Source organism: Flavobacterium caseinilyticum (assembly GCF_004349085.1).
Classification (GTDB): Bacteria; Bacteroidota; Bacteroidia; order Flavobacteriales; family Flavobacteriaceae; genus Flavobacterium; species Flavobacterium caseinilyticum.
Genome location: NZ_SMFM01000001.1, coordinates 149,484 through 172,743 on the forward strand (window position 1 = coordinate 149,484; position 23,260 = coordinate 172,743).

The window sequence follows — 23,260 nt, forward strand, 5'->3', positions numbered from 1 at the left end:
TAATTTCTTTTGTAAAATTTAAGAATAAAGGCATCTAAATTGATTTGGGTAATTAATGATTATTTTTAAAACAAAAACTCTTAGCCTCTAAACCTCATTGTTTATGACAAAAAAATAATCATGTAATTTTTAAAATTTCTAATTCAAACTGGCTTTGTACATCCTAGCTTCTTCCCACGAGAATTTACGACCGTTTTTTTCCATCAAGGCATTGAGTGATTCTTCTTTGTATCCGGCAAAAGCAGTTGCTAAATCCTGTATTTTATCCTCAGGTAAAACTTCTGAAATGGATACTGCTTTCGTCTGAATCAATTTCACAAAATGCGAGTAAATCGTTTGTTTCGTCAGCACTCTGATGGTCGCAATATCCGTGATTGATTTCTTTTCTACCCACAATTCATAGGTTTCCTGAATCGTTGATTTCTTAGGTGCCGCTGTTTTTGATTTTTTTGAAGTGTAGCGTTCAATATCATTATCATCATCAATCAAGGTTATATTTAACTGCTTAAATTGACTTTGTATGGCTTCTGTTTTTCGTATGATGTAATTTTTTATATCTGAAGATGTCAATTTCTCTTTAGAAATGGTTTCGCCCGCAACAACAGTTTCTATCAATAATTTGGCCTTCATTAAGCGCAAAACGGCTTTGGTTTGCAATTCCTCCAGCACGATTAATTCATCATAAAACGCTTTTACTTTTTTGATGCGTTTTACTTCTTCAATTTTCCAAAGTATTTCAAAAACCAAATCATCCATTGGCTTATAAAAATAACTGAGAGCCGCTTGAATGCGTTCCGAAACATGATTCAAATCGACTGTTTCCTGACCAAAAAGCTTATTCAATTGCGATATGAATTTTTTGGATGGATCCAAAAGCTGTTCGATTATTTCCGTTTGTTTTTTGGCCCAAACCGCATGTTTGGCTTTTTCTGAAATTTCTGATTTTTCGTTGTAACTGAATTTATGATTCCGCCATTCCTGAGCCAAATCACTCCAATCGAATGTGTTTATTAAATAGTTATGTATGAAATTCTTGGTTTCAAAATGCAAGGCATTCTCTAAAAACGAATCCGAGGCTTTGTTTAATGAATAATCCATCACATCCTGATCGTTTGAAATGCCATTCATACGCAATGGAGAGAGCAAAATTAGCCCTTCTAAAGAACGCAAACGCGATAATGCGACATAAGCCTGTCCCGGAAGAAAAACTTGCGAAACATCGAGCGCAGCTTTATCAAAAGTCAATCCCTGGCTTTTATGAACCGTAATCGCCCACGCCAATTTGATGGGATAATGCACAAAAGTTCCCAAAACTTCTTCTTCAATTTCCTTGGTGGTTTGATCTACTTTGTAGCGGATGTTTTGCCATTCGTATTTTTCAACTTCTATGGTTTTGTTTTCTTCCGGAAAATGAACCAAGATTTCCTTGTCCGAAAGCGATTTGATAATGCCCATTTTACCGTTGAAATAGTTTTTATCAAATGACAAATCATTTTTTACAAACATGATTTGCGCGCCGATTTTCAATTTTAATTGTTGTTCCACGGGAAATATCTTGTCCGGAAAATCCCCAGTAATCTCTGGTTTATAAACCACTAGCTTTCCTTCCAGATCTTCCAAAGCCTGCGCATTCATAGAATCGGCTTTGTTGTTATGGGTGGTTAATGTGATATACCCTTTATTTGCTTTTAAATCAAAATCGGGTTTTACGTATTGGTTTAAGGTTAGAATATCTTGCTGCGAAATCTCATTATTCCGAAGATTATTCAAAACCGAAATAAACGTGTCGTCCGTCTGGCGAAAAATCTTGGATAATTCAATGTATAGCGGTGGATTTTGCTGCACAACGTGCGAATGGAAAAAAAACTTTCCTTTGTAATACGTTTTGAGTGTTCGCCATTCTTCGTCTCGGATTACCGGTGGCAGTTGCAATAAATCGCCAATATACAAAACTTGAACACCGCCAAAAGGAGTATTTCTTTTACGTACCGATTGCATCATATAATCCATTGCGTCCAGCAAATCTGCGCGAAGCATACTCACTTCATCGATAATCAACAATTCCATATTGCGAATCACGGATTTCTTCAAACCGCTCATTTTAAAATGCCTGCGCAACGTAGCTTTGGTTTCAAATTTGGTGCTTTCAGAAAATTGTGGCGAGGAATTATCCGGAATAAATCCTCCAAACGGCAACTGAAACATGGAGTGAATCGTAACTCCACCGGCATTAAGCGCCGCAATTCCCGTGGGTGCGACCACAACAGTATTCTTGTGCGTAGTTTGAATAATTTCCCGTAAAAGGGTGGTTTTACCCGTTCCTGCTTTCCCGGTAAGGAAAACGGATCTTTGGGTTTGGTTGATGAATCGTAAGGTATAAGCGGCGGCTTCTGAAATTGTTTGCATGAGGCGTGTATATATAAAGCTAAAGTATTGAAAATTAGCAACATTATTGGAATAACTGAAAAATAATTACGCTTATAATTCGACTGCATATTAGCCCCGATAGCAGCGGAAATCCTCGTAGTTTAGAAAATGATTTTTTTCTAGCCCGAAAAGAGCGACCAACGGAAGCTACTTTTATTGGTAAGAAAAAACACTTGCTAAACGAGAGATTACTTCACTATACTTATATTTTAATTGGAGTTCAGTGAACTTCGTTTACAGCGGATAGCGCGACACGAGCGAAGCGAACTGACGAAGTAAATAGCTTCAAAAAAAATGCCTCCAATCTAATTATAGACGAAGGCAATTTTTTGAATTAATAGTAAAAAAATTATTTTTTAGCTTCTGCTTTTTCTTCCGTTTTAGCAGGTGCTTTGTATTTGTCGTTCAAACCTTTGATGATTTCTTTTGTGATATCAAATTTGTCCTCAGCGTAAAGAATTGAAGCTGCATCGCCTGTACCGTAGATGTATGCATATCCTTTTTCCTTACCGTAGGCTTTGATGAATTTTTTCACGCCACTTACTAAAGAATCCATTTCTTTTCCGCTTTCTTGCTGCAATTCTTGAGACAACGCTTGTTGCGCATAGCTCAATTGCTGCTCTTTCTTTTGCAATTCAGCACCTTTTTGTTGTGCCCATGCTTGGCCATTTGCTTGTGCTTGAGCTTGAAAACTAGCTGCCTCTTGTTTAAATCTTGCGATTTCAGCATCTAACTGTCTTCCTTTTTCCTCTGCTTTTGTTTTATATTTCGCTTCAAGGTCTTTCGCCTCTGTGTATTCTTTCATTAATTCCGAAGTGTCAACATAAGCTGTTTTTACTTCCTTAACTGCTTCCGCTGGTTTGTTACAAGCAACAATTGAAATTGATAATGCGATAATTACTAATGCTTTTTTCATTTTGATGAATTTCTAGTTTTGAGTATTGGTGACAAAAATATAAAAAAATAGGTAGCATTGACATAAAGTTTACAAAATGCTACTTTTTTATGATATAAGATTTTATTATTGTGATTTATGAATGTATAATTTATGACTATTAAAAGTGAGTTGTACATCTTTTAAATAAACGGATTAGTTTAAAAATTCGACATTCACCCTCGGGAACATTAAAAAACAAGCTTAAATGAGCTTAAAATGATTTTTAGTTATTTTTTATGATATAAATGTGTGACGAATATTCGAAATTCTTCTTCGCTTCCCAATTTGACTGCAATCCAACAAAAAAAGCTTTTATATAATTCATTTTACCAGTTTTGTATTTTTCTGAAAGTAAGCTGACGTAAAAAGAATCGAATTTCATAGGAAGCACTTTTTCCAATTTCATTCCTTCTTTTTCGAAAAGCATTTTTATTGCCGTTTTAGAGAAATGCCAAAAATGAATTGGTACATCATAAGCAGCCCAAAACTTCCCATAATGTTTTGCATCGAAAGATTTGAAATTTGGAACAGCAATTATTAAAGTTCCATCTGGTTTTAACAATCGTTTCAATTCTTTGATTTGGTTTTCCAAATTAGGAACGTGTTCCAAAACATGCCACATCGAAATCACATCAAAAGAATGATTGTCTAATTCGCTGGTTTGTCCAACAAAAGAAACTCCTTTCTTTTTTGCAATTGCTTTTGCTTTTTCACTTGGCTCCACTCCTATCGTGTGCCAACCGTTTTCTTTGGCCACAGATAAAAAATCTCCAGTTCCCGCACCAATGTCTAGAATGCTTCCTTTGTTCGGTTGCAATGAATTGATTAAATTCAGTTTGTTTTTCAGCGCAATGGTTTTTACAAAATGATATGCTTTTTCAAATAAAGACCGTTTACTATCCGTGTGCGAAATATAATCAACGCTTTCATAGTAATTCCCTAAATTTTCTAAGTTGGGTTGCGGAGAGGTAATCAGCATGTCTAAATTTTCGTCATGGAATAAGTCGAAAATTTCCTGAGAAACAGAATAATCTTTAACGGTTAAAAAAGGCTGTTGGTTTGAAATATCCATTAATTAATAGTGCTTATATATTTTAATTTAAACTAAATCCTGAAAACACCAATAAATGCTATCAGGGCTTAATTATTTATTTTTGTGATTATTCAAGTATAGCAACGCTTCACAGCGTAGTTTCACGTGGAACAAGTTTTAGTGTTCAGTGTTCAGCTGCAGTATTCAGTATTAATCTGACCACTGTAAACTGATTACTGATTACTTTCTCAACGCCCCATATAAATCAACAACACCGAAACATCACTTGGCGAAACACCACTGATTCTTGATGCTTGAGAAATGGTAACCGGACGAATCTTACTTAATTTTTGTTTTGCTTCAATCGACATTGATTTAATTTTCTCATAGTCAAAATTCTCAGGGATTTTCACATCTTCCAATCGAAGCAGTTTATCCGCGTTGTTTCTTTCTTTGTCAATATATCCAGAATACTTCACTTGGATTTCTGCTTGTTCCAAGATTTCCTGATCCACATCATTTGCCGCAACATAAGCAGCTACCTTTTCAAACTTGATCATATCCTCCAAATCAATCTGCGGACGAGAGAATACTTTGAACATTTTATCTCCTTGTGTAATGAGCGCCGTATCTTTTGATTCTAAAATAGGATTTGCTTCCGCAACTGAGACACTTGTTTCTTTGAAGAAAGCCACCATTTTTTCAGATTCATTTAATTTGTGTTCCATTCTACGCAAACGCGCTTCGGAAGCCAAACCAATTTCATGCGACATAGGCGTTAATCTAAAATCGGCATTATCCTGACGCAACAGCGTTCTGTATTCTGCACGGGAAGTAAACATTCTGTATGGCTCTTCTGTTCCTTTAGTGATTAAATCATCAATAAGAACTCCGATATATGCTTGGTCTCTTTTTAAAATTAACGGCGCTTTTTCATGCACTTTTAAATGCGCGTTTATTCCGGCCATCAATCCTTGAGAAGCCGCTTCTTCATATCCTGTAGTTCCGTTTATTTGTCCAGCAAAGTACAATCCTTCAATAAGTTTTGTTTCCAACGTATGTTTCAATTGTGTCGGCGGAAAATAATCATACTCGATAGCATAACCCGGACGAAAGAATTTCACTTTCTCAAAACCCGCAACAGAACTCAACGCTTTAAATTGAATATCCTCAGGAAGCGATGTAGAGAATCCATTTACATAAACCTCGCACGTATTCCATCCTTCCGGCTCCACAAATAATTGGTGTCTTTCTTTATCTGCAAAACGATTTATTTTATCTTCAATGGACGGACAATATCTGGGTCCAAGACTTTTTATTCTCCCATTGAACATTGGTGAACGATCAAAGCCTTCTCTCAAAATATCATGAACATCCAGAGACGTGTACGTCATATGACAAGATCTCTGATGAACCAACGGAGAAGTTACATCGGAATACGAAAATTTATCTGGTTTCGCATCTCCTTTTTCCTCATTCATTTTCGAATAATCCAAAGAACGTCCATCTACTCTTGGAGGCGTTCCCGTTTTCATTCGACCCGATTCAAAACCTGCGGCAACTAAATCCTCGGTAATTCCGTGGGCAGCACTCTCGCCTGCTCTTCCTCCTCCAAATTGTTTTTCTCCAATATGAATCAAACCATTTAAGAAAGTCCCATTGGTCAACACAACAGATTTAGAACGAATCTCTACTCCAAGTGAAGTTCGGATTCCTTTTATTTTCCCGTTTTCAATAATCAAACCCTTAACCATTTCTTGATAAAAATCAAGATTGGGAGTTCCTTCTAACATCATTCTCCATTCTTCAGCAAAACGCATACGGTCACTTTGAACGCGTGGTGACCACATTGCAGGACCTTTGGATTTGTTCAGCATCTTGAACTGGATTGCAGTTCTATCCGAAACAATTCCCGAGTATCCTCCGAGCGCATCAATCTCACGCACAATTTGTCCTTTAGCAATTCCGCCCATCGCTGGATTGCATGACATCTGGGCAATGTTCTGCAAGCTCATTGTAACCAATAAGGTTTTTGAACCCAAATTTGCGGCAGCGGCAGCAGCTTCTGAACCGGCATGGCCAGCGCCCACCACTATCACATCATATTCATTTAAAAACATCTTCTTTTATAATTTAATCCTTCTTCAGGATTGTAATTTTGAAATCTGTATATTTTGTTCCACGTGAAACATCGTAACCTTATTTTTAAAACCAATACTACTTGTTCCACGTGAAACACTTTAATTCCGGAATTAAAAACGACACTATTGTTCCACGTGAAACATAGCGATTTTTTCATCTTCTTTAGAACGCATTACGATCTCCTCAGATTCTCCTTTGTCTTTGTAGCCGCAATAGTGTAGTATTCCATGAACCAATACACGCTTTAATTCCTCTTCAAAAGAAACATTGAAATCAGCAGCATTATCTTTTACTCTTTCGATAGAAACAAAAATGTCTCCATGCAATTCATTACCCATAGAATAATCAAAGCTGATGATATCCGTTAATGTATCATGATCCAGATACTCCACATTAATTTTATGAAGATATTCATCATCACAAAAGATATAATTTATCTCTCCTTCTTTCTTGTTTTCCGAGGTGATAACATTTCCCAGCCAAGCGGCAGTAGCTTCCTCGTTGTCTAAACTGAAGTCAGTTTCGTAATTAAAATTGATCATTTTTTATTAAAATATTCTTGAACCTTTTGATTAAAATTCGAGCGCAAAGGTAACGATTGTCTATTTAATATTTCTATGCTATTCAAATAATCTAATAAAGCAGCTGGCAGCGCATTAGATTGATTATTATACTCCTTTTTATTGGTTTCAGATTGGCGCTTATTTTCTTCGCCTTGTTGTTGTATAGCCGAGTTTAATTTTAATAATTCCTGTTTGACATTCAATATCTTTTGAAGCGTTTCATTCTTAAATCCTTTGTTTAATAATTGCTTTTCAATTTGTTTCATCTGTTCCAAAGCGCTTTGGCCATTACCACCTAATCCTCGCTTATTGAGCTCGTTTTGCAACGCTTCCCGCAGCTGTTTTTGCTCTTTATAAATTTCCATTATCGCTTGAGCATCACCTTCGCCTTCATCTCCTTCTTGACCCGATTCTCCATGTTTTCCTTGCTTACCATCTTTTCCCTTTTCGCCATCTCCGGGTTTGTCTCCCTTTTTGATTCCGTCCTTCATTTTTTCGCCAAGACCTTCTTGCTTTTTAATAATGTCTGGCAACTGCATTCCTTGTCCTTGACCAGGCTTAGGTTTACCGATTCCCATTCCTGACATTTGCATTTGCATATTGTTTAGCATGTCGCTTAAAAAATCTGCTAATTTGTTAGCCGCTGAAATGGTGTATTGTTGATGCGACAGACCTTTGGAAACCTGAGCATCTGTCAAACTGATCAACGATTTATCTACATTATAGATTACATTACCAATTTCTTTGGTAATATCCTCCGCAATTTTTGGATTACGTAATGACATCGCAAATAAACTGTCGTCAACATGCTTGAATTGTTGTTTTAAATCTTGTTGGATTTTAATGTTTTTATTAAAAGCAGGAGACCCTGATTTATGCTTTTTAAACTGGTCCATCAGATCTTCCTGTGACAAAGAAAACGCTAATAAATTATCCAAAATTTGTCGCAACATGGCAACATCTTCCTGCAACTGTTCCATCTCTCCTTCCCCTAACGATTCTGTCATTTTTTGCGACATCTCTTTCATTTTCTTAGCAGCATTTTTTTGATTTGGCTTTGCCTTTTCTTTCTTGTCATTCTTCAATTCCTCAGAAGCTTTCTTTAAATCTTCGTCAATGCTTTTTTCTTTCGCATCGTCTTTAGGTAAATCCAACGGTGATTTTAATTCCTTGTTTTCTTTATCTAAATCATTTAATTCTTCTTGAATTTTGTCAAACTCAGCATTGATATCTTCCTGTTTGTCCAGTTTATTTTCCTTGTCATCATTGGATAGTTTATCTTGTTTATCAGAAAGCTTATCCAGTTTGTCTCCTAATTGTACCGCTTTCTTTTCTACGTAAAACCTCTTAGTCAACTCCACCAATTGTTCCAAATTCTTAGTTTGATTTTTACTGTTCTGTTTAAATTTATCCAACTTTGACAACAATTCTTCATTCTGAATCTTATCGTTCAGCTCTTTCAATTCGTCTAAAAGCTTCTGGTTTTTTTCCAATTCCTTTTCGGCTTTGTCCATACGTTTTTGAAGCTCTTCTTTTAATTCGTCTTTTTTATCGGATTTAAATTGCTCCAAATTATCGTTCATTTTTTTAGTAAATTCTTTCATCATCTCATCCTGTTTCATTTGGCGTTTGATGAAATCATTTACTTTTTGCTGATCTTTAAAATCCAGATTTTCTTTTTCTTTTCCCGTTTTTTGCAACTTCTCCATTTCAGAAATTTGTTTGTCCTGATTTTTTAACGACTTCTCTAAACTATTAATGTTGTCATTTTGTTGTTGCAAAATTTGATCTTCCTTTTCTACATCTGTAGCGACACGATTAGAGAAAACGGAAGACTTCGTGCTTTTAAAATTATGTATTGCATCATTATCAAAAACTTCAAAATAATAATCATAGGACACACCTTGCACCACCGGAAGATTGCTTGGAAATGAAAATACAAATTGATCGACAGCACTTTTTTTAATAGCAATTGTTCCACGTTTGGCAGTTTGTGGCTTCTCTCTTTCGTAATAAACAATCTGAAGTTTAGACAAACCGTAATCATCCGATATTTGACCTAAAACAAAATTCTTAGAAACCTTCAAACTGTCAGGCGCATTGTTCACATTAATCGTTGGGAACTGATCTTTGACAATTGTAAGCTGATAATTGAGTTTTTCATAGTTTTTTACCTTCTCATTTGAAGTAAGAATTTGATAATCTGTGTTTTGAACTATATTTTTTGATAAAACAAAGGTGTTTTCTGTTTTTGAAAAAGTAGCTTTCGAGATTCCATCCATCCACACTACATTTTGTGTGGCTTGTGTGATCATTTTCCAAGTCACACGTGTTCCTTCCGGAATAACAGCATTTCCTGTTCCTTTGATAGTTTCTGATTTTTTATTCAAATAAAAAGGAAAGTTTAACTGCATTTCAAAATTAGCAATCGATGGAACAGTTATCACTTTTAATTCATAATCCGGAGAAGAAATAGCATTTCCCTCCACGTGAAACAAAATATTCTCTGAAGGTTTTGCCATTTTAAATTGAAATTCTCCTGCTTTAGTCGATTCCATGAAATAACTTTCGTCATCAATAAAAATCATCGCATTCTCTGGAACTACTTTCCCCTCTGTTTTAATGCGAAGTATAAAATCTTTTCCTTGTTCGGTTTGCAAATTCGAATTTAAAACCACGAATTTAAAAGGAGCAGGCGGCAAAAAAGCCGAATTAAAATTCACTACTCTATTCAAACTTTGAGAAATCATACTGCTGTTTCCGGAGAAATAGAAGAAAGCAAATAGCAAAATTGGAATTAAAGCCAAAGGAAAATACTTTTTGTTTCCATTATAATTTATGGCATTCCCAAAAGGAATTGGTTGCAACGCATTGGCTTTTTGTTCAATCGAGGCGACCAATAATTCCGATTTATTCTGATGTTCATTTGGATTTGATAATTGTAAAAAGTTAGTTAGCTTATCCTTCACCTCAGTAAAATGATTTCCAATAATTACCGAAGCCTGATTGTAATCGATTCCTTTTTGAAGTTTGAATAATTTGAAAATTGGAAACAAAATAAAACGGAACAACAAATACACTTCTACTCCAACGAAAGTCCAAAATAAAATCGTTCTTCCCATTGGCTTGAGCCAAAGAAAATATTCAACAAAAAGCGTAAAAAGCAAATACAACAATCCTAAACCGATAAAGAAAATAGTTCCCCGTATCAATTCATTGGTGTAAAACTTCCTGATGAAAGCTTCTAATTTCTGATAAATAAATTGCTGATTTTCCAAAATTTATACTTTGCTTTTTGTAACCAATAAATATAATAATTTATATGAATAAAGAAATGTTAAAAATCATCAAACTAATTAAACTTCCATTATCTCATTTTCAGATAATAACATGAGAAATCGAATTTGTATCTTCGCCAAAAATTTACAGCAATGTCTAAACAAGTTCGGGTGCGTTTTGCACCAAGTCCAACTGGACCTTTACATATTGGCGGAGTTCGTACCGCATTATTCAATTATTTGTTTGCCAAAAAAAACAATGGCGTTTTCTTCCTGAGAATTGAAGATACGGACCAAAACCGTTTTGTTCCGGGTGCCGAAGCATATATCATGGAAGCGCTGGAATGGTTAGGAATTGCGCCCGATGAAACTATTGGTAAAAATGAAAAATTTGGTCCATACCGTCAAAGCGAAAGAAAAGATTTGTACCAACAATATGCTGCTGAATTAATCAATTCCGGAAATGCGTATTATGCTTTTGATACAGCTGAAGCTTTGGATGCAGCACGAAAATTAGAAGAAGAACAAGGAAAAACGTTTATATACAATCATACCAACAGAGAAAAACTGGACACGTCGTTAGTGATTTCTGCAGATGAAACTGCTAAAAGAATTGCTGCTGGAGAACATTATGTAATACGTTTTAAAACTCCGGTGAATGAAACGTTGCATTTACATGACATTATTCGTGGTGAAGTAAAATTTGAAACAAATCTTTTAGACGATAAAGTATTGTTCAAAAGTGACGGTATGCCAACGTATCATTTGGCTAATATTGTAGATGATCATTTAATGGAAACGTCTCACGTAATTCGTGGTGAAGAATGGTTACCATCAATGCCTTTACACGTTTTATTGTACAGAGCATTTGGTTGGGAAGCACCGGAATTTGCCCATTTACCTTTGATTATGAAACCTGTTGGAAACGGAAAATTATCCAAACGTGATGGTGACAAAATGGGATTTCCTGTATTTCCATTGGATTGGAAAACTGAAGAAGGCGTTTCATCCGGTTACAGAGAAAAAGGATTTTTCCCGGAAGCCGTAATTAACTTTTTAGCATTATTAGGTTGGAACGACGGAACCGATAAAGAATTATTCTCGCTGGAAGAATTAGTTACAGCATTTGACTTGAACAGAGTTCATAAATCCGGAGCTAAATTTGATCCTGAAAAAAACAAATGGTTCAATCACCAATATTTAATCAAACAGGAAGATGCAACTTTGGCGAAAGCCTATGCTCCTATTTTAATAGAAAAAGGATTTTCTGTAAATGATACTGTTCTAACTAAAGTGGTTTCTTTAATCAAGGAACGCGCGCATTTTGTTTCTGAATTTTGGGAAATGAGTGATTTCTTTTTTGTAGCTCCAACTGCCTATGATGAAAAAGCAAGCAAAAACTGGAAGGAAGAAACACCGGCACTAATGCAGGAATTAATTTCTGTTGTAGAAGAAATAACTGATTTCACTTCTATGAATATCGAAACGATTGTGAAAGAATGGATGACGAAAAATGAAATTGGAATGGGAAAAGTAATGCAACCATTTCGTTTAAGTTTAGTTGGAGCGCTAAAAGGTCCTCACCTATTTGATATCGTTGAAGTAATTGGAAAAGACGAAACGATTAACAGAATTCAAAAAGCAATAGCAACTCTTTAAAACTAATAAAGCTTCTAACCTTTTGAAGGCTAGAAGCTTTTTACTTTATAAACTTCAAAAGTTATAAATTTTACAAATAAATAATCAAATTTCCGTTTAGTATTCCAGGATTTCCTTTGAAATTGACTCCTAAATTCTTGTTGTTTAGGTTTTCGAGCATGTTATTAACTCCATATTGATAGGAAATATTAGCTCTGAAATGACGAACTCCAAACGTGATTCCCACGGTTGGATAAAAATTAAAAGTAGAAATAGCTCTAATATCTTTAGCGAATAATGTCGTTCCTGTAATAATATTATTCTCCTCTTTGTTATCCAAATTTAATTTTCCATTAATTTGGACAATGGGTCCGATCTCGATACTCAAACGACTTTCTATAATTTTATAACTGGCTTGAAGAGATATTTGAGCGGAAGCTAATTTATAATTTACATCTTCTTTTGCCAAAGTCAAAGTGTTCGTTGCAACAGAAAAGTTATTTTCACTAAACTGAATGGCATAAACCATATCCCAATTATTATAGAAATTTCCTCGCATGGAAAGTCCTGCATTCCATCCTAATTCAGGTTTTGTTTGGAAATTGTTCGTGTTTAACGTAAATTGGTTAACACCAAAACTGATTCCTATCCTGTTAGAATCCCTGTATTTATATTGGGAAAAAGCAGCCACTGTACAGAAGACAAAAACTAAACTAAGTGATATTTTTCTCATATAATTAGAATTTACAAAGACAAACCTAAAGTTTTTTTGTAAATTGTGAGATAATTTTTAACTAAAAATAAAAACATTATGAACATTGCTTTAATTATCCTACTCGTCTTCGGGTTTTTCATTTTACTTTCTTCATTTTTTACAGTCAAACAGCAAACAGCTGTTGTTGTAGAGCGATTTGGAAAATTTTTAAGTATCAGACAATCCGGTCTGCATTTAAAGATTCCATTAATTGACAGAATTGCAGGACGTGTGAATCTAAAAATTCAACAATTAGATGTTATCATTGAAACAAAAACCAAAGACAACGTTTTTGTGAAACTTAAAGTTTCGGTTCAGTTTATGGTTATCAAGGAGACTGTTTATGACGCTTTTTATAAACTGGAATATCCGCACGATCAAATTACTTCTTATGTATTTGATGTTGTTCGTGCCGAAGTTCCAAAACTGAAACTGGATGATGTTTTTGAAAGAAAAGATGATATTGCCATTGCTGTAAAAAGAGAATTGAATGAAGCCATGACTACTTATGGTTACACCATTATCAATACTTTGGTAACGGATATTGATCCGGATATTCAAGTGAAAAATGCGATGAACAGAATCAATGCAGCCGACAGGGAAAAAACAGTAGCTGAATTTGAAGCTGAAGCATCCAGAATTAGAATTGTGGCCAAAGCGGAAGCAGAAGCAGAAAGCAAGCGTTTACAAGGACAAGGTATTGCAAACCAAAGAAGAGAAATTGCAAAAGGTTTAGTAGAAAGTGTAGATGTCTTAAACAGAGTTGGAATCAATTCTCAGGAAGCTTCGGCATTGATTGTGGTAACACAACATTATGATACACTGCAAGCTATTGGTGCTGACGCAAATTCAAATCTGATTTTACTACCAAATTCTCCACAAGCTGGAAGCGACATGCTTAACAACATGATTGCTTCATTCAGCGCTTCCAATCAAGTAGGTGAATTAATGAAAAGAAGAAGTGAAAAAGTGAATTCAAGAAGGGAAAGTGCTGCTGAAATACAGGAAGAATCGGATACTTCCGAAACAGAAGAATAAAAATATTTAAACATTATAAAAAAAGAGGCTTAAACGCCTCTTTTTCTTTTTGCAAACCAATTTTTGATAAATGGAACTGCTTTATTTAATATAAAAGGAGCCGCCGTTGAAACGATCGCTCCATAAGGAATAGCAGCACTATACTTTCCGATTAAGTCACCTACAATATGTTGGGGCGAAAAGCTTTCCTTAGTTTTCTTTACTCCAAAAACCAATTTTTGATAACTGATTTCTTTTTCAATCTTTAAAATCTCCAGCTCTCTATCAATTTGAGCGTAAGAAGAATATATTTTTTTTTCCATAATTTAGTCTTTAAAAAATTTTTCTGAAAATTTCTCCATTATTGAACCCTCAAAAATTCTTTCTTTAATTAAAAACAGAAGACCGGTTACCACAAGATATATTCCCCCTATTATTAAAAATCCCAATGGATAATTATTCAAATAATTGCCTATTGCTAGTGCCCCTGCTATCGAACAAAACAATAAAACCATACTAAAGCACATGAAAATCAGTGTAAACTTAAAAATCATGGTAGTAGATTTCATCGCTACTTTGAAACCCAATAATTTATAATACGCCACATTACTTTTTATGTACGCATGTATCTGGTCTTGTATTTCCTCTTTATTTTCTTTTAATTCATCAAAAGCCATGTATCAGTTTTAAGGATTTAATAAATAGGTGAATCAACATTAGTTGAAGTAAAATTAGGGGCGTCACTCTTAGGTACTTCATAAATGTTCGAATCCACATTTTTATGAAGCTTTGCGTTTTGCTTCTTAGCTTCGGCTAACTTTTCTTCCAAAAATGAAATCACCTCTTCAGTTTTAAAACTTATATTGGAAAGTAAATCTTGATATGCACCCTCCAGGTCAAATTTAGCTATGGCAAAATTGTCACCCAATTGTAATGAAGCTTTATCTAATTTATTTTTTATTCCATTTGTTGCATCGTCCAAACCTTCCCTAATTTTTAATCTAGTATTCGAACCTTTATCAGGTGCGAACAAAATTCCAATTCCAGCTCCAATAGCCGCTCCTGTTAAAACAGCTAACATTGTATTTCCTGTACTACTTGACATAATTCTTAATTTTAAAAAGTTTCTATTATAAAGATACTGATTTATTAACAGATCCTCGTTAACAACTCGTTAATCTGTAAATTATATAAGATAAAAAACAAATAAAGACCGCTACTGCACTTAATTTAAAATTTTATACTAACTCATGTCTTTCCAAAAAAAACGTCTTAAAATCAGTTAATAAAAGTCACTTTTAATTGGAAATAGTTATAATAAAACAAATTTTTATAAGAAATTACAATAATAAAAAAAGCCCTCTAAAAAGAGGACTTTGAATTGGTAAAATCTATCTAAAAAATAAATCTTATATTTTAAGATCCTTTAATAATTCCAGCACTTTTTCGTTTTTCTCGTTCGTTTTTAATTCTGAAAGTTGTGTTTGAAAAAGACTAAAATTACTCAAATCATTTTGCAAATTTTCGATAGCTAAAATTCTAACGGCTGCCATTTGACTTTTTAAAGACATCGTGTACAATTTTGTTAAAGCTTCTTCTTCGATATCTTTTACTTGAACACTATCTGAATGATGTAAAATCAGATTTGAAAACAACAACGAGTTATTATCATTCTTGATATTTTTGACAATAGTCTGAATAATTAAACTGTAGTTATCAATACTTTTTATATTTTCAACAATGTTGCTAAGAATCAAATTGGCATTGTTTTCGTCTTTTTCTTTTACATATTTATTGATTTCTTTTTGAGTATTCATCAATAAATTTTCTTCTTTTTTGCCTTTTTCTTCCCAAGCATCTTTCAATCCAACGGTTTTATTGAAGACAATTTTACCTTCGGTGGAATCTTTATCCACATTGAAATAACCCAAACGTTGAAACTGAAATTTCTCCCCAGACTGAACCGTTGCCAAACTTGGTTCTACAAATCCTTTTACAATTTGTAACGAACTAGGATTCATAAATTCTAAGAAATTTTTCTCCTTATGACTGTCTGGTGCTTCATCGATAAACAAGCGATCGTACAGACGAACTTCTGCTTCTAAAGCATGTTGTATCGAAACCCAATGCAAGGTTCCAGCGACTTTTCGTTGACTGGCTTCGCTCCCACTTCCGCTTCTGCTGTCTTCATCATAAGTTACATGAATTTCAGTGATATTCCCTGCAGCATCTTTTACCACACTTTCTCCTTTAATGATATAAGCGTTTTTTAGACGTACTTCTCTGCCTAAACTCAATCGGAAAAACTTCGCAGGAGCATCTTCAAGAAAGTCTTCTCGTTCTATAAATAATTCTTTTGAAAAAGGAACTTTTCTAAATCCTGCGCTTTCATCTTCCTGATTGTTTTCGGCTTCCAGCCATTCTTCTTTATCTTCCGGATAATTTGTGATTACTAATTTTATCGGATCTAAAACCGCCATAACCCTTGGAGCAGTTTTATTTAAATCTTCGCGCAAGCAAAATTCTAAAAGTGAAAAATCGATTATATTTTCTCTTTTGGCAACGCCAATTATATCACAAAACTTACGAATAGAATTTGCTGTATATCCTCTTCTTCTCAGTCCTGAAATCGTAGGCATTCTGGGATCATCCCAACCATTTACTATGTTTTCCTGTACCAATTGCAACAATTTTCGCTTGCTCATTACCGTGTAATTCAAGTTCAAACGTGCAAATTCATATTGATGTGGTCTTACTTTTGAGTCATCATAAATTTGGTCTAAAAACCAATTGTATAATTCTCTATGCATTACAAATTCCAGCGTACAAACAGAATGCGAAATTTGTTCAATATAATCACTTTCGCCATGTGCAAAATCATACATTGGATAAACTTTCCAATCGTTTCCGGTTCTGTGATGATGGCGGTGTAAAACACGATACATCAATGGATCGCGCATCAACATATTCGTCGAAGCCATATCAATTTTAGCGCGTAAAACATGACTTCCTTCCGGAAAATCACCATTTTTCATTGCCTCGAATAAAGTCATATTTTCTTCAACAGAACGGTTTCTGAAAGGTCCGTCAACACCCGATTGTGTGGGCGTACCTTTTTGCGCGGCCATCTCTTCTGATGATTGACTGTCAATGTAAGCCTTACCGTTTTTAATCATTTTTACAGCCCAATCGTATAATTGTTGGAAGTAATCCGATGCATATCGTTCTTCGGCCCAACTGAAACCCAACCACTGCAAATCTTCTTTGATTGCATCTACATATTCTTGCTCTTCTTTCGCTGGATTTGTATCATCAAAACGCAAGTTAACCGGCGCATTGTATTTTAAACCCATTCCAAAATTCAAGCAAATTGATTTTGCATGACCAATATGTAAATACCCGTTAGGCTCGGGCGGAAAACGAAAACGTAATTTATCCTGGTGAAAACCGTTTGATAAACTGTCTTCAATGATTTGTTCTATAAAATGGAGCGATTTTTCTTCAGTTGACATTTTTTTGTTTTATTTTAGCAAAGATAAAAAAAGTTTGAGGTTAAAAGTTTAATGTTTCCATAGAAACCTATGAAAAGTTAGCAATTTCTCTATAGACTTTACAATTTTAAACAAAAAAATAAAATAATGGGAATTATAAAACTTCAAAATATCAGAACCTACTCCTACCACGGTTGCTTAATCGAAGAGGGAAAAATTGGCTCTGATTATACCGTAAATTTAGAGGTTAAGACAGATTTCAGAAAATCCAGTATTACGGATAATTTGAAAGATACTGTTGATTACGTGCTGTTGAATCGTATTGTTGTAGAAGAAATGGCGATTCGTTCGGACTTATTAGAACATGTCGCACACCGTATTTTGACGAGAATATTTGAAGAAATTCCTGAAATTTCCAGAATTATTGTTGCTGTTTCTAAACTAAACCCTCCTATTGGCGGTGATGTTGAAGCAGTTACTATTGAAATGGAAGAATACAGAAGTTAACTCAATTATGAACTATAAATTAGCAGTTAATAATTTTTGAAACTTTGTGGTTATTGGCTTTCCTTTTTTAACTTTTTTAGTATATTTGCAAACCAATAAATAATTGGCGTCGTGGCCGAGTGGCTAGGCTGGGCTCTGCAAAAGCTCCTACTCCGGTTCGAATCCGGACGATGCCTCTAAAACCTTCAAAGCAATTTGGAGGTTTTTTTATGTCAAATTTTTAGGAAAAATTAAATAAAATTATAGTTCAAATCCGTCCCGAAGCTTCGGGAGATGCCTCTAAAAGAGATACAGAATTGTGTCTCTTTTTTTTAGGTCAAATTTTTAGGAAAAATTAAGTAAAGTCATAGTTCGAATCCGTCCCGAAGCTTCGGGAGATGCCTCTGAAAGAGATACAGAAATGTGTCTCTTTTTTTTAGGTCAAATTTTTAGGAAAAATTAAGTAAAGTTATAGTTCGAATCCGTCCCGAAGCTTCGGGAGATGCCTCTAAAAGAGATACAGAAATGTGTCTCTTTTTTTATGTCAAATTTTTAGGAAAAATTAAGTATAAATAGGGTTCCAATCTTTTCGGGAAATTCATGTGATGACTCTAAAATATTTCTAAAAACAGAGGGTTTTAGCTGTGTTTAAATTTTTAACAATTAAGAAATTAAATTCCATCAAGCTTTAGACTTAATTTTTTTTAATTTCTTAATGGTTAAAAAAACATAAATAACTTAATTGTTTAAATAAAAAAGCCTTGAATCTTATTATTTAGATTCAAGGCTTTTACTATTTTATAAAAATTTAAAATATATTAATTATCAATTCTATCGAATGCCTCTTTTACCATTTCTTTTTCTTCCGGGAACCAACCTTGTGTGATTAAAACCATTCCGAAAACCATCATTACTATACTGATTACTTTTTTAATCTTTAGAATATTTACCGGTGTTAGCTTTGTTTTTAATTGCTTCGCCAACAGAATTTTGATGCAGTCAACAAACAAATATGTTCCAATAACTGCAACAAAAAAAGTGATCATTCTGGGTGTTTGCATTTCTAGTTTTGGTCCAACCGAAATAATAATTGCCAACCAAAAGCCAAGTACGCCAACATTGATAATGTTCAACAAAAAACCTTTAATAAAAAGACTTAAATAGTTTTTTTTGACAATTTCTTTGTCGATAATATCAGTATTGATTTTCTGTTCTTTTTTTAACTGTATGAAAGAAATTATACCATAAGCCAACATTAATACTCCACCAAATATGAAAAGAGCAGGTTGATCTTTTAAACTTTGAATCAATCGGTAACTTCCTAAATACGCAATTCCAATGAAAACAATATCCCCTAAAATCACCCCTAAATCAAATACTAAAGCCGCTCTAAATCCTTTTATAATACTTGTTTCCAGTAAAATAAAAAAAACAGGACCAATCATAAAACTCAAGAAAATTCCCCAAGGAATACCAGCTATAATATCGTTTATCATTAAAAATTTAAATTTGTTACCCCTAAAATCTAAACCAAAGTACTAATTTTTTTCTAAAATCGTACCGCCAATGAATACTTCCTTGTTAATCTGTTTTGGTTTCCCGTAGATAAAAATAGAACCTCCAGCACGAACTTTCGCATCAACTAATGTAGACGCATGGATTTCTGATTTTCCGCCAGCAGCAACACTTATTGTAGTTTGTGAAGTCTCTAAATCCTTTGCGTTTAGAATGCCGCCCGAAGTAATTACAACATCTTGATTTTTCGCTTTTCCTGATAAAGTAATAATTCCGCCAGCATTTGCTTTGATATTTACTTTGTCAACATTTATATCCAAGTTTATTTCTCCTCCTGATTTCGCATCCAATTTCAAGATTGTTTGTTTGAAATTTTTTTCACTTGAAATATAACTTCCCTCACTGACTGCAATACTTTCCAGACTTTTAAAATATAATTTAACCATAATATCTTCGCCGGATAATAATTGAGGAAATGGCATTCTGATTTTTAATTCTCCGTTTTTATTTACCGTTTCCACTTCTTCAGCGCGTGCTCCGGTTACTACAATTTTGTTTTCTGAAGCTTCAATTAATTTGACATTTATTTTATCAAAAACTTTAACTTCATCAAAATCTCCTAAGTTTCTGGTTACTTGAGCATTTGTAAATTGACTTAAAAATACAAAAGCAATAATCACTAATTTTTTACTCATATTTCTAATATTTCTTTTTTGGTAATCGTGAATCTTTGATTTCATTTTTTTTATTTTAACGGTTCTTCAATTCTTCTTATAAAATTAAAATCCAGTTGTTTTTTAACTAAATCGGCATTTTTTACTTTAACGTAAATTTCATCTCCTAATTGTAATAATTTACCAGAAGTTGCGCCGGTTAGTGCATATTGTTTTTCGTCAAAGGTGTAGTAGTCGTCTTTTATATCCCGAATTCTGCACATTCCTTCACATTTATTTTCGATGATTTCAACATAAATTCCCCACTCTGTCACACCAGAAATTACTCCTAAAAATTCCTGATCCTGATGATCCTGCATGTATTTTACCTGCATATATTTGATCGAATCGCGTTCCGCATTGGTTGCCAAACCTTCCATTGTTGACGAATGCAAACATTTTGTTTCATATGTTTCTTCATCAACTGATTTTCCTCCGTCCAGATAATGCTGCAACAATCGATGCACCATGACATCGGGATAACGACGAATTGGTGAGGTAAAATGCGAATAATAATCAAAAGCCAGACCATAATGTCCTATGTTATCAGTAGAATATTTGGCTTTACTCATACTTCTAATCGCAAGAGTATCAATAAGATTTTGCTCTTTTTTACCATTTACATCTTCCATTAATTTATTCAAAGCTTGTGAAATAGAACCTTGCTTAAAATCAATTTTATGTCCAAACTTGGCAATAACGGCTTGCATCGCAAAAAGTTTATCCTCATTTGGCTCATCGTGAATTCTGTAAATGAAAGTCTTTTTTTGTTTTCCAATGTATTCCGCTACTTTTTTATTGGCTAAAAGCATGAATTCTTCAATCAGATGATTCGCATCTTTTGAAACTTTAAAATAAACGCCTTGAGGTTCACCGGCTTCATCAAGATTGAACTTCACTTCTACTTTATCAAAAGAAATCGCTCCTTCGGCCATTCTTCTTTTTCTAAAAATTTTAGCTAATTCATCCATTTTTAGCGTCGCAGCAACAATTTCTGCTGAAACTTGATATGAACTTCCTGTAATCGAAATTTCTTCCGGAATCAAATCATCTTTGGTTTCTATGATGTACTGCGCTTCTTCGTAAGCAAAACGCTGATCAGAATAAATTACTGTTCTTCCAAACCATTGATTCACTACTTGAGATGTTTCGGTAATTTCGAATATAGCCGAAAACGTATATTTTTCTTCATTTGGACGTAACGAACACGCAAAATTTGATAATACTTCGGGTAACATTGGCACTACTCTATCCACTAAGTAAACCGAAGTTGCTCTTTGATACGCTTCATCATCTAAGATTGTTCCTTCTTGAAGATAATGCGAAACATCAGCAATGTGAATACCAATTTCGTAATTACCATTTTCTAATTTTTTGAATGAAAGTGCATCATCAAAATCCTTAGCATCTTTTGGATCAATGGTAAAAGTCAACGTATCACGCATGTCGCGTCGTTTGGCAATTTCACTTTCTTCTATCGAAGTATCAATTTTTTGTGCAAACGTTTCCACTTCAATAGGAAATTCTGACGGCAAACCGTATTCAGCAAGAATTGCATGGATTTCTGTATCGTGTTCTCCTGGTTTCCCTAAAACTTTTATTACGGAACCAAAAGGACTATCAGCTCTGGCTGGCCAATCTTCGATATGAACCAAAACTACATCTCCTTGCTCAGCCTCGCCTATTTTATCCTTTGGAATAAAAATATCAGTGTACATTTTTGGATTTGCAGTGGATACAAAAGCAAAATTAGCTTGAATGTCAATTACACCAACAAAATCAGTTTTATGTCTTTCTACAACTTCAATTACTTCACCTTCCGGTCTTTTTCCTTTTCTGCGATTGTAAACATAAACCTTGACAATGTCTTTGTCTAAAGCATGGTTTAAGTTATTTGTAGGAATAAAGACATCTTCTTCCATATCAGGACAAACAAAATAAGCTGTTTTACGTCCTGTCATGTCAATCTTACCTTCGTAATACTCTTTACTTTCAGCTTTAACTAAGTACTTACCTGGTTCTGATTCTATAATTTTATTTTGAGAAGCCAAAATCTTCAAATCTTTGATAATTTGATTTCTGCTTTCGGTATCGTCAAGCTCTAGCTTTGCTCCTATTTGTTTGTAGTTGAATGCTTTATTAGCACTTTGCGATAATATTTTTATAATTTTTTCAGAGAAATCTTTCCCTTTTTTTATCGGCTTTCTTAATCTTTTACTCATAAATGTGTTCTTAAAAGTCTAAAATTACAAAATACTAAACTGTTATCAGTACAGAGTACACAGTTTTAAAGAAAATATAACTTTACAGAATAGTTGTATCTTTATAAAAAGTATCAAAAAATGGAAGAATTTCAAACAATTGCAATTTTTAATTATTCGCATGAAATTGTAGTTATAAAGCATTTGCTGGAGCAGGAAGAGATTAACTATTTTTTTGAAAATGAAACATTGGTTTCTATTGATCCGTTTGGAAGTTTCGCTTACGGTGGAATTAAACTCAAAATTCATTTCAACGATTTTGAAAAAGTTCAGGAATTATTAGACAACTTAAACAACAAATTGAAAATCGTTTAGATCTGAAATCAATTTTTTGACTTTAAATTTTTGAAAGTTGTCAACATATATTAATATAATAAAAAAGAAAAATTAAATTTAAATTATTTTTTGGTTGTTATTATAGCTTGTTAATAGTGGCAATAAATTTATTTTAAAATGTATTGAAATCAAGTTAAAAGATGTTATCGGGAGTTATCAACATACTTATTTTAGGATAAAGTATTAGTTTTAAAGTGTTTTTAGATTTTAATTAACAATGGTTGATAACAGAAAAACTATTGGTTTTGTAAATAACTCACACCACGGTTTTTTGTTGATAACCTACTTTTTAATATTGATAACTATTCTAAAAATTCATCAAACTAAATTAGGATTTAAAAACTGGGTTTTGGATTACTTTTTTTTTCGATACAACCAAAAAATAGTTCTTATTTTCTATCCAAAGTTATGAACATAGTATGTTAATTTAAAGTTAACTGAATATCAAGCAATTGCGTTTTGCTATTAACAATGCAAATTTTTAACATTTATAATATAAAGTTTTCATTGATTGACAGCTAATTATACATTTAATAGAATTGTTGATAACTGCTAAATAAATCATAATCTGATAGTTACAAAACTAAATATTGAATGTAATTTGCATACTGCTTTTGAATTGAAATTATCAAATAAAGAAGCTTTATTTAATTCATTAGAATAGATTTC

At 33.6% G+C, this 23,260-nt stretch carries 18 protein-coding genes and 1 tRNA gene; 5 read left to right on the top strand and 14 right to left on the bottom strand.

Annotated elements, in window-relative coordinates:
• Positions 1 to 138 precede the first annotated feature (138 nt).
• The 6 genes from E0F89_RS00670 to E0F89_RS00695 all read right to left on the bottom strand — a co-directional run bounded on the left by E0F89_RS00670 (position 139) and on the right by E0F89_RS00695 (position 10,380).
• A complete protein-coding gene (locus E0F89_RS00670) occupies positions 139 to 2,406 on the bottom strand; it encodes a helix-turn-helix domain-containing protein (protein ID WP_131907945.1) in 2,268 nt (755 codons plus the stop codon).
• A gap of 370 nt (positions 2,407 to 2,776) precedes the next feature.
• Positions 2,777 to 3,343, bottom strand: coding sequence for an OmpH family outer membrane protein (locus E0F89_RS00675; RefSeq protein WP_131907946.1), 567 nt, complete (start codon positions 3,341 to 3,343; stop codon positions 2,777 to 2,779).
• Between the two features lie 244 nt (positions 3,344 to 3,587).
• Positions 3,588 to 4,436, bottom strand: coding sequence for a class I SAM-dependent methyltransferase (locus E0F89_RS00680; protein WP_131907947.1), 849 nt, complete (start codon positions 4,434 to 4,436; stop codon positions 3,588 to 3,590).
• 209 nt (positions 4,437 to 4,645) lie between these two features.
• Positions 4,646 to 6,517 carry a tRNA uridine-5-carboxymethylaminomethyl(34) synthesis enzyme MnmG gene (gene mnmG, locus E0F89_RS00685; RefSeq protein ID WP_131907948.1) on the bottom strand — a complete coding sequence of 624 codons (1,872 nt, stop codon included), beginning with the start codon at positions 6,515 to 6,517 and terminating at the stop codon, positions 4,646 to 4,648.
• A 144-nt stretch (positions 6,518 to 6,661) separates the two neighbouring features.
• A complete protein-coding gene (gene ybeY, locus E0F89_RS00690; RefSeq protein ID WP_131907949.1) occupies positions 6,662 to 7,081 on the bottom strand; it encodes an rRNA maturation RNase YbeY in 420 nt (139 codons plus the stop codon).
• The gene (locus E0F89_RS00695) at positions 7,078 to 10,380 is read right to left on the bottom strand and encodes a DUF4175 family protein (RefSeq protein ID WP_131907950.1); all 3,303 of its coding nucleotides are present in this window, start codon (positions 10,378 to 10,380) and stop codon (positions 7,078 to 7,080) included. The genes ybeY and E0F89_RS00695 overlap by 4 nt, the downstream gene beginning before the upstream one ends.
• 153 nt (positions 10,381 to 10,533) lie before the next feature.
• Here E0F89_RS00695 and gltX point away from each other — a divergent pair, with 153 nt between their 5' ends.
• Positions 10,534 to 12,039 carry a glutamate--tRNA ligase gene (gene gltX / locus E0F89_RS00700; protein WP_131907951.1) on the top strand — a complete coding sequence of 502 codons (1,506 nt, stop codon included), beginning with the start codon at positions 10,534 to 10,536 and terminating at the stop codon, positions 12,037 to 12,039.
• 70 nt (positions 12,040 to 12,109) lie between these two features.
• Here gltX and E0F89_RS00705 read toward each other — a convergent pair whose 3' ends face one another.
• Positions 12,110 to 12,751 carry an outer membrane beta-barrel protein gene (locus tag E0F89_RS00705; protein WP_131907952.1) on the bottom strand — a complete coding sequence of 214 codons (642 nt, stop codon included), beginning with the start codon at positions 12,749 to 12,751 and terminating at the stop codon, positions 12,110 to 12,112.
• A gap of 78 nt (positions 12,752 to 12,829) precedes the next feature.
• On the opposite strand from E0F89_RS00705, the gene E0F89_RS00710 reads away from it, so the two are divergent.
• Positions 12,830 to 13,810: an SPFH domain-containing protein gene (locus E0F89_RS00710; protein WP_131907953.1), complete on the top strand. Its 981-nt coding sequence runs from the start codon at positions 12,830 to 12,832 to the stop codon at positions 13,808 to 13,810.
• 29 nt (positions 13,811 to 13,839) lie between these two features.
• Here E0F89_RS00710 and E0F89_RS00715 read toward each other — a convergent pair whose 3' ends face one another.
• The 4 genes from E0F89_RS00715 to E0F89_RS00730 all read right to left on the bottom strand — a co-directional run bounded on the left by E0F89_RS00715 (position 13,840) and on the right by E0F89_RS00730 (position 17,301).
• Positions 13,840 to 14,112 carry a DUF6327 family protein gene (locus tag E0F89_RS00715; protein WP_131907954.1) on the bottom strand — a complete coding sequence of 91 codons (273 nt, stop codon included), beginning with the start codon at positions 14,110 to 14,112 and terminating at the stop codon, positions 13,840 to 13,842.
• A 3-nt stretch (positions 14,113 to 14,115) separates the two neighbouring features.
• Positions 14,116 to 14,466 carry a phage holin family protein gene (locus E0F89_RS00720; protein WP_131907955.1) on the bottom strand — a complete coding sequence of 117 codons (351 nt, stop codon included), beginning with the start codon at positions 14,464 to 14,466 and terminating at the stop codon, positions 14,116 to 14,118.
• A gap of 17 nt (positions 14,467 to 14,483) precedes the next feature.
• On the bottom strand, positions 14,484 to 14,894 hold the full coding sequence (locus E0F89_RS00725) for a YtxH domain-containing protein (protein ID WP_131907956.1): 411 nt from the start codon (positions 14,892 to 14,894) through the stop codon (positions 14,484 to 14,486).
• Between the two features lie 304 nt (positions 14,895 to 15,198).
• Positions 15,199 to 17,301 (bottom strand): glutamine--tRNA ligase/YqeY domain fusion protein, encoded by a 2,103-nt coding sequence (locus tag E0F89_RS00730; RefSeq protein WP_131907957.1) that lies wholly within the window; start codon positions 17,299 to 17,301, stop codon positions 15,199 to 15,201.
• 126 nt (positions 17,302 to 17,427) lie between these two features.
• Here E0F89_RS00730 and folB point away from each other — a divergent pair, with 126 nt between their 5' ends.
• Complete coding sequence (gene folB / locus E0F89_RS00735; protein ID WP_131907958.1) at positions 17,428 to 17,787, top strand: dihydroneopterin aldolase; 360 nt, start codon at positions 17,428 to 17,430, stop codon at positions 17,785 to 17,787.
• Positions 17,788 to 17,892: 105 nt separating this feature from the next.
• Positions 17,893 to 17,963: transfer RNA gene (locus tag E0F89_RS00740), tRNA-Cys, on the top strand.
• Positions 17,964 to 18,584: 621 nt separating this feature from the next.
• On the opposite strand, the gene E0F89_RS00745 is transcribed toward E0F89_RS00740, so the two are convergent.
• From E0F89_RS00745 to rnr, 3 genes are read right to left on the bottom strand one after another with little or no spacing between them, the layout of a single operon-like run.
• Positions 18,585 to 19,262, bottom strand: coding sequence for a LysE family translocator (locus tag E0F89_RS00745; RefSeq protein ID WP_131907959.1), 678 nt, complete (start codon positions 19,260 to 19,262; stop codon positions 18,585 to 18,587).
• Between the two features lie 42 nt (positions 19,263 to 19,304).
• On the bottom strand, positions 19,305 to 20,021 hold the full coding sequence (locus tag E0F89_RS00750) for a head GIN domain-containing protein (protein WP_243699448.1): 717 nt from the start codon (positions 20,019 to 20,021) through the stop codon (positions 19,305 to 19,307).
• A 5-nt stretch (positions 20,022 to 20,026) separates the two neighbouring features.
• Positions 20,027 to 22,216, bottom strand: coding sequence for a ribonuclease R (gene rnr / locus E0F89_RS00755; protein ID WP_131907960.1), 2,190 nt, complete (start codon positions 22,214 to 22,216; stop codon positions 20,027 to 20,029).
• Positions 22,217 to 22,336: 120 nt separating this feature from the next.
• Here rnr and E0F89_RS00760 point away from each other — a divergent pair, with 120 nt between their 5' ends.
• Complete coding sequence (locus E0F89_RS00760) at positions 22,337 to 22,570, top strand: DUF2007 domain-containing protein (RefSeq protein ID WP_113635759.1); 234 nt, start codon at positions 22,337 to 22,339, stop codon at positions 22,568 to 22,570.
• Positions 22,571 to 23,260 lie beyond the last annotated feature (690 nt).

What these genes read in the sequence shown, in the direction of transcription:
- E0F89_RS00710 (WP_131907953.1), top strand. Translation starts at nt 12,830, where the DNA reads ATGAACATTGCTTTAATTATCCTACTCGTCTTCGGGTTTTTCATTTTA.
- E0F89_RS00730 (WP_131907957.1), bottom strand. Translation starts at nt 17,301, where the DNA reads ATGTCAACTGAAGAAAAATCGCTCCATTTTATAGAACAAATCATTGAA.
- mnmG (WP_131907948.1), bottom strand. Translation starts at nt 6,517, where the DNA reads ATGTTTTTAAATGAATATGATGTGATAGTGGTGGGCGCTGGCCATGCC.
- E0F89_RS00715 (WP_131907954.1), bottom strand. Translation starts at nt 14,112, where the DNA reads ATGGAAAAAAAAATATATTCTTCTTACGCTCAAATTGATAGAGAGCTG.
- E0F89_RS00670 (WP_131907945.1), bottom strand. Translation starts at nt 2,406, where the DNA reads ATGCAAACAATTTCAGAAGCCGCCGCTTATACCTTACGATTCATCAAC.
- gltX (WP_131907951.1), top strand. Translation starts at nt 10,534, where the DNA reads ATGTCTAAACAAGTTCGGGTGCGTTTTGCACCAAGTCCAACTGGACCT.
- E0F89_RS00760 (WP_113635759.1), top strand. Translation starts at nt 22,337, where the DNA reads ATGGAAGAATTTCAAACAATTGCAATTTTTAATTATTCGCATGAAATT.
- E0F89_RS00720 (WP_131907955.1), bottom strand. Translation starts at nt 14,466, where the DNA reads ATGGCTTTTGATGAATTAAAAGAAAATAAAGAGGAAATACAAGACCAG.
- folB (WP_131907958.1), top strand. Translation starts at nt 17,428, where the DNA reads ATGGGAATTATAAAACTTCAAAATATCAGAACCTACTCCTACCACGGT.
- rnr (WP_131907960.1), bottom strand. Translation starts at nt 22,216, where the DNA reads ATGAGTAAAAGATTAAGAAAGCCGATAAAAAAAGGGAAAGATTTCTCT.
- E0F89_RS00750 (WP_243699448.1), bottom strand. Translation starts at nt 20,021, where the DNA reads ATGAAATCAAAGATTCACGATTACCAAAAAAGAAATATTAGAAATATG.
- E0F89_RS00675 (WP_131907946.1), bottom strand. Translation starts at nt 3,343, where the DNA reads ATGAAAAAAGCATTAGTAATTATCGCATTATCAATTTCAATTGTTGCT.
- E0F89_RS00680 (WP_131907947.1), bottom strand. Translation starts at nt 4,436, where the DNA reads ATGGATATTTCAAACCAACAGCCTTTTTTAACCGTTAAAGATTATTCT.
- ybeY (WP_131907949.1), bottom strand. Translation starts at nt 7,081, where the DNA reads ATGATCAATTTTAATTACGAAACTGACTTCAGTTTAGACAACGAGGAA.
- E0F89_RS00725 (WP_131907956.1), bottom strand. Translation starts at nt 14,894, where the DNA reads ATGTCAAGTAGTACAGGAAATACAATGTTAGCTGTTTTAACAGGAGCG.
- E0F89_RS00745 (WP_131907959.1), bottom strand. Translation starts at nt 19,262, where the DNA reads ATGATAAACGATATTATAGCTGGTATTCCTTGGGGAATTTTCTTGAGT.
- E0F89_RS00705 (WP_131907952.1), bottom strand. Translation starts at nt 12,751, where the DNA reads ATGAGAAAAATATCACTTAGTTTAGTTTTTGTCTTCTGTACAGTGGCT.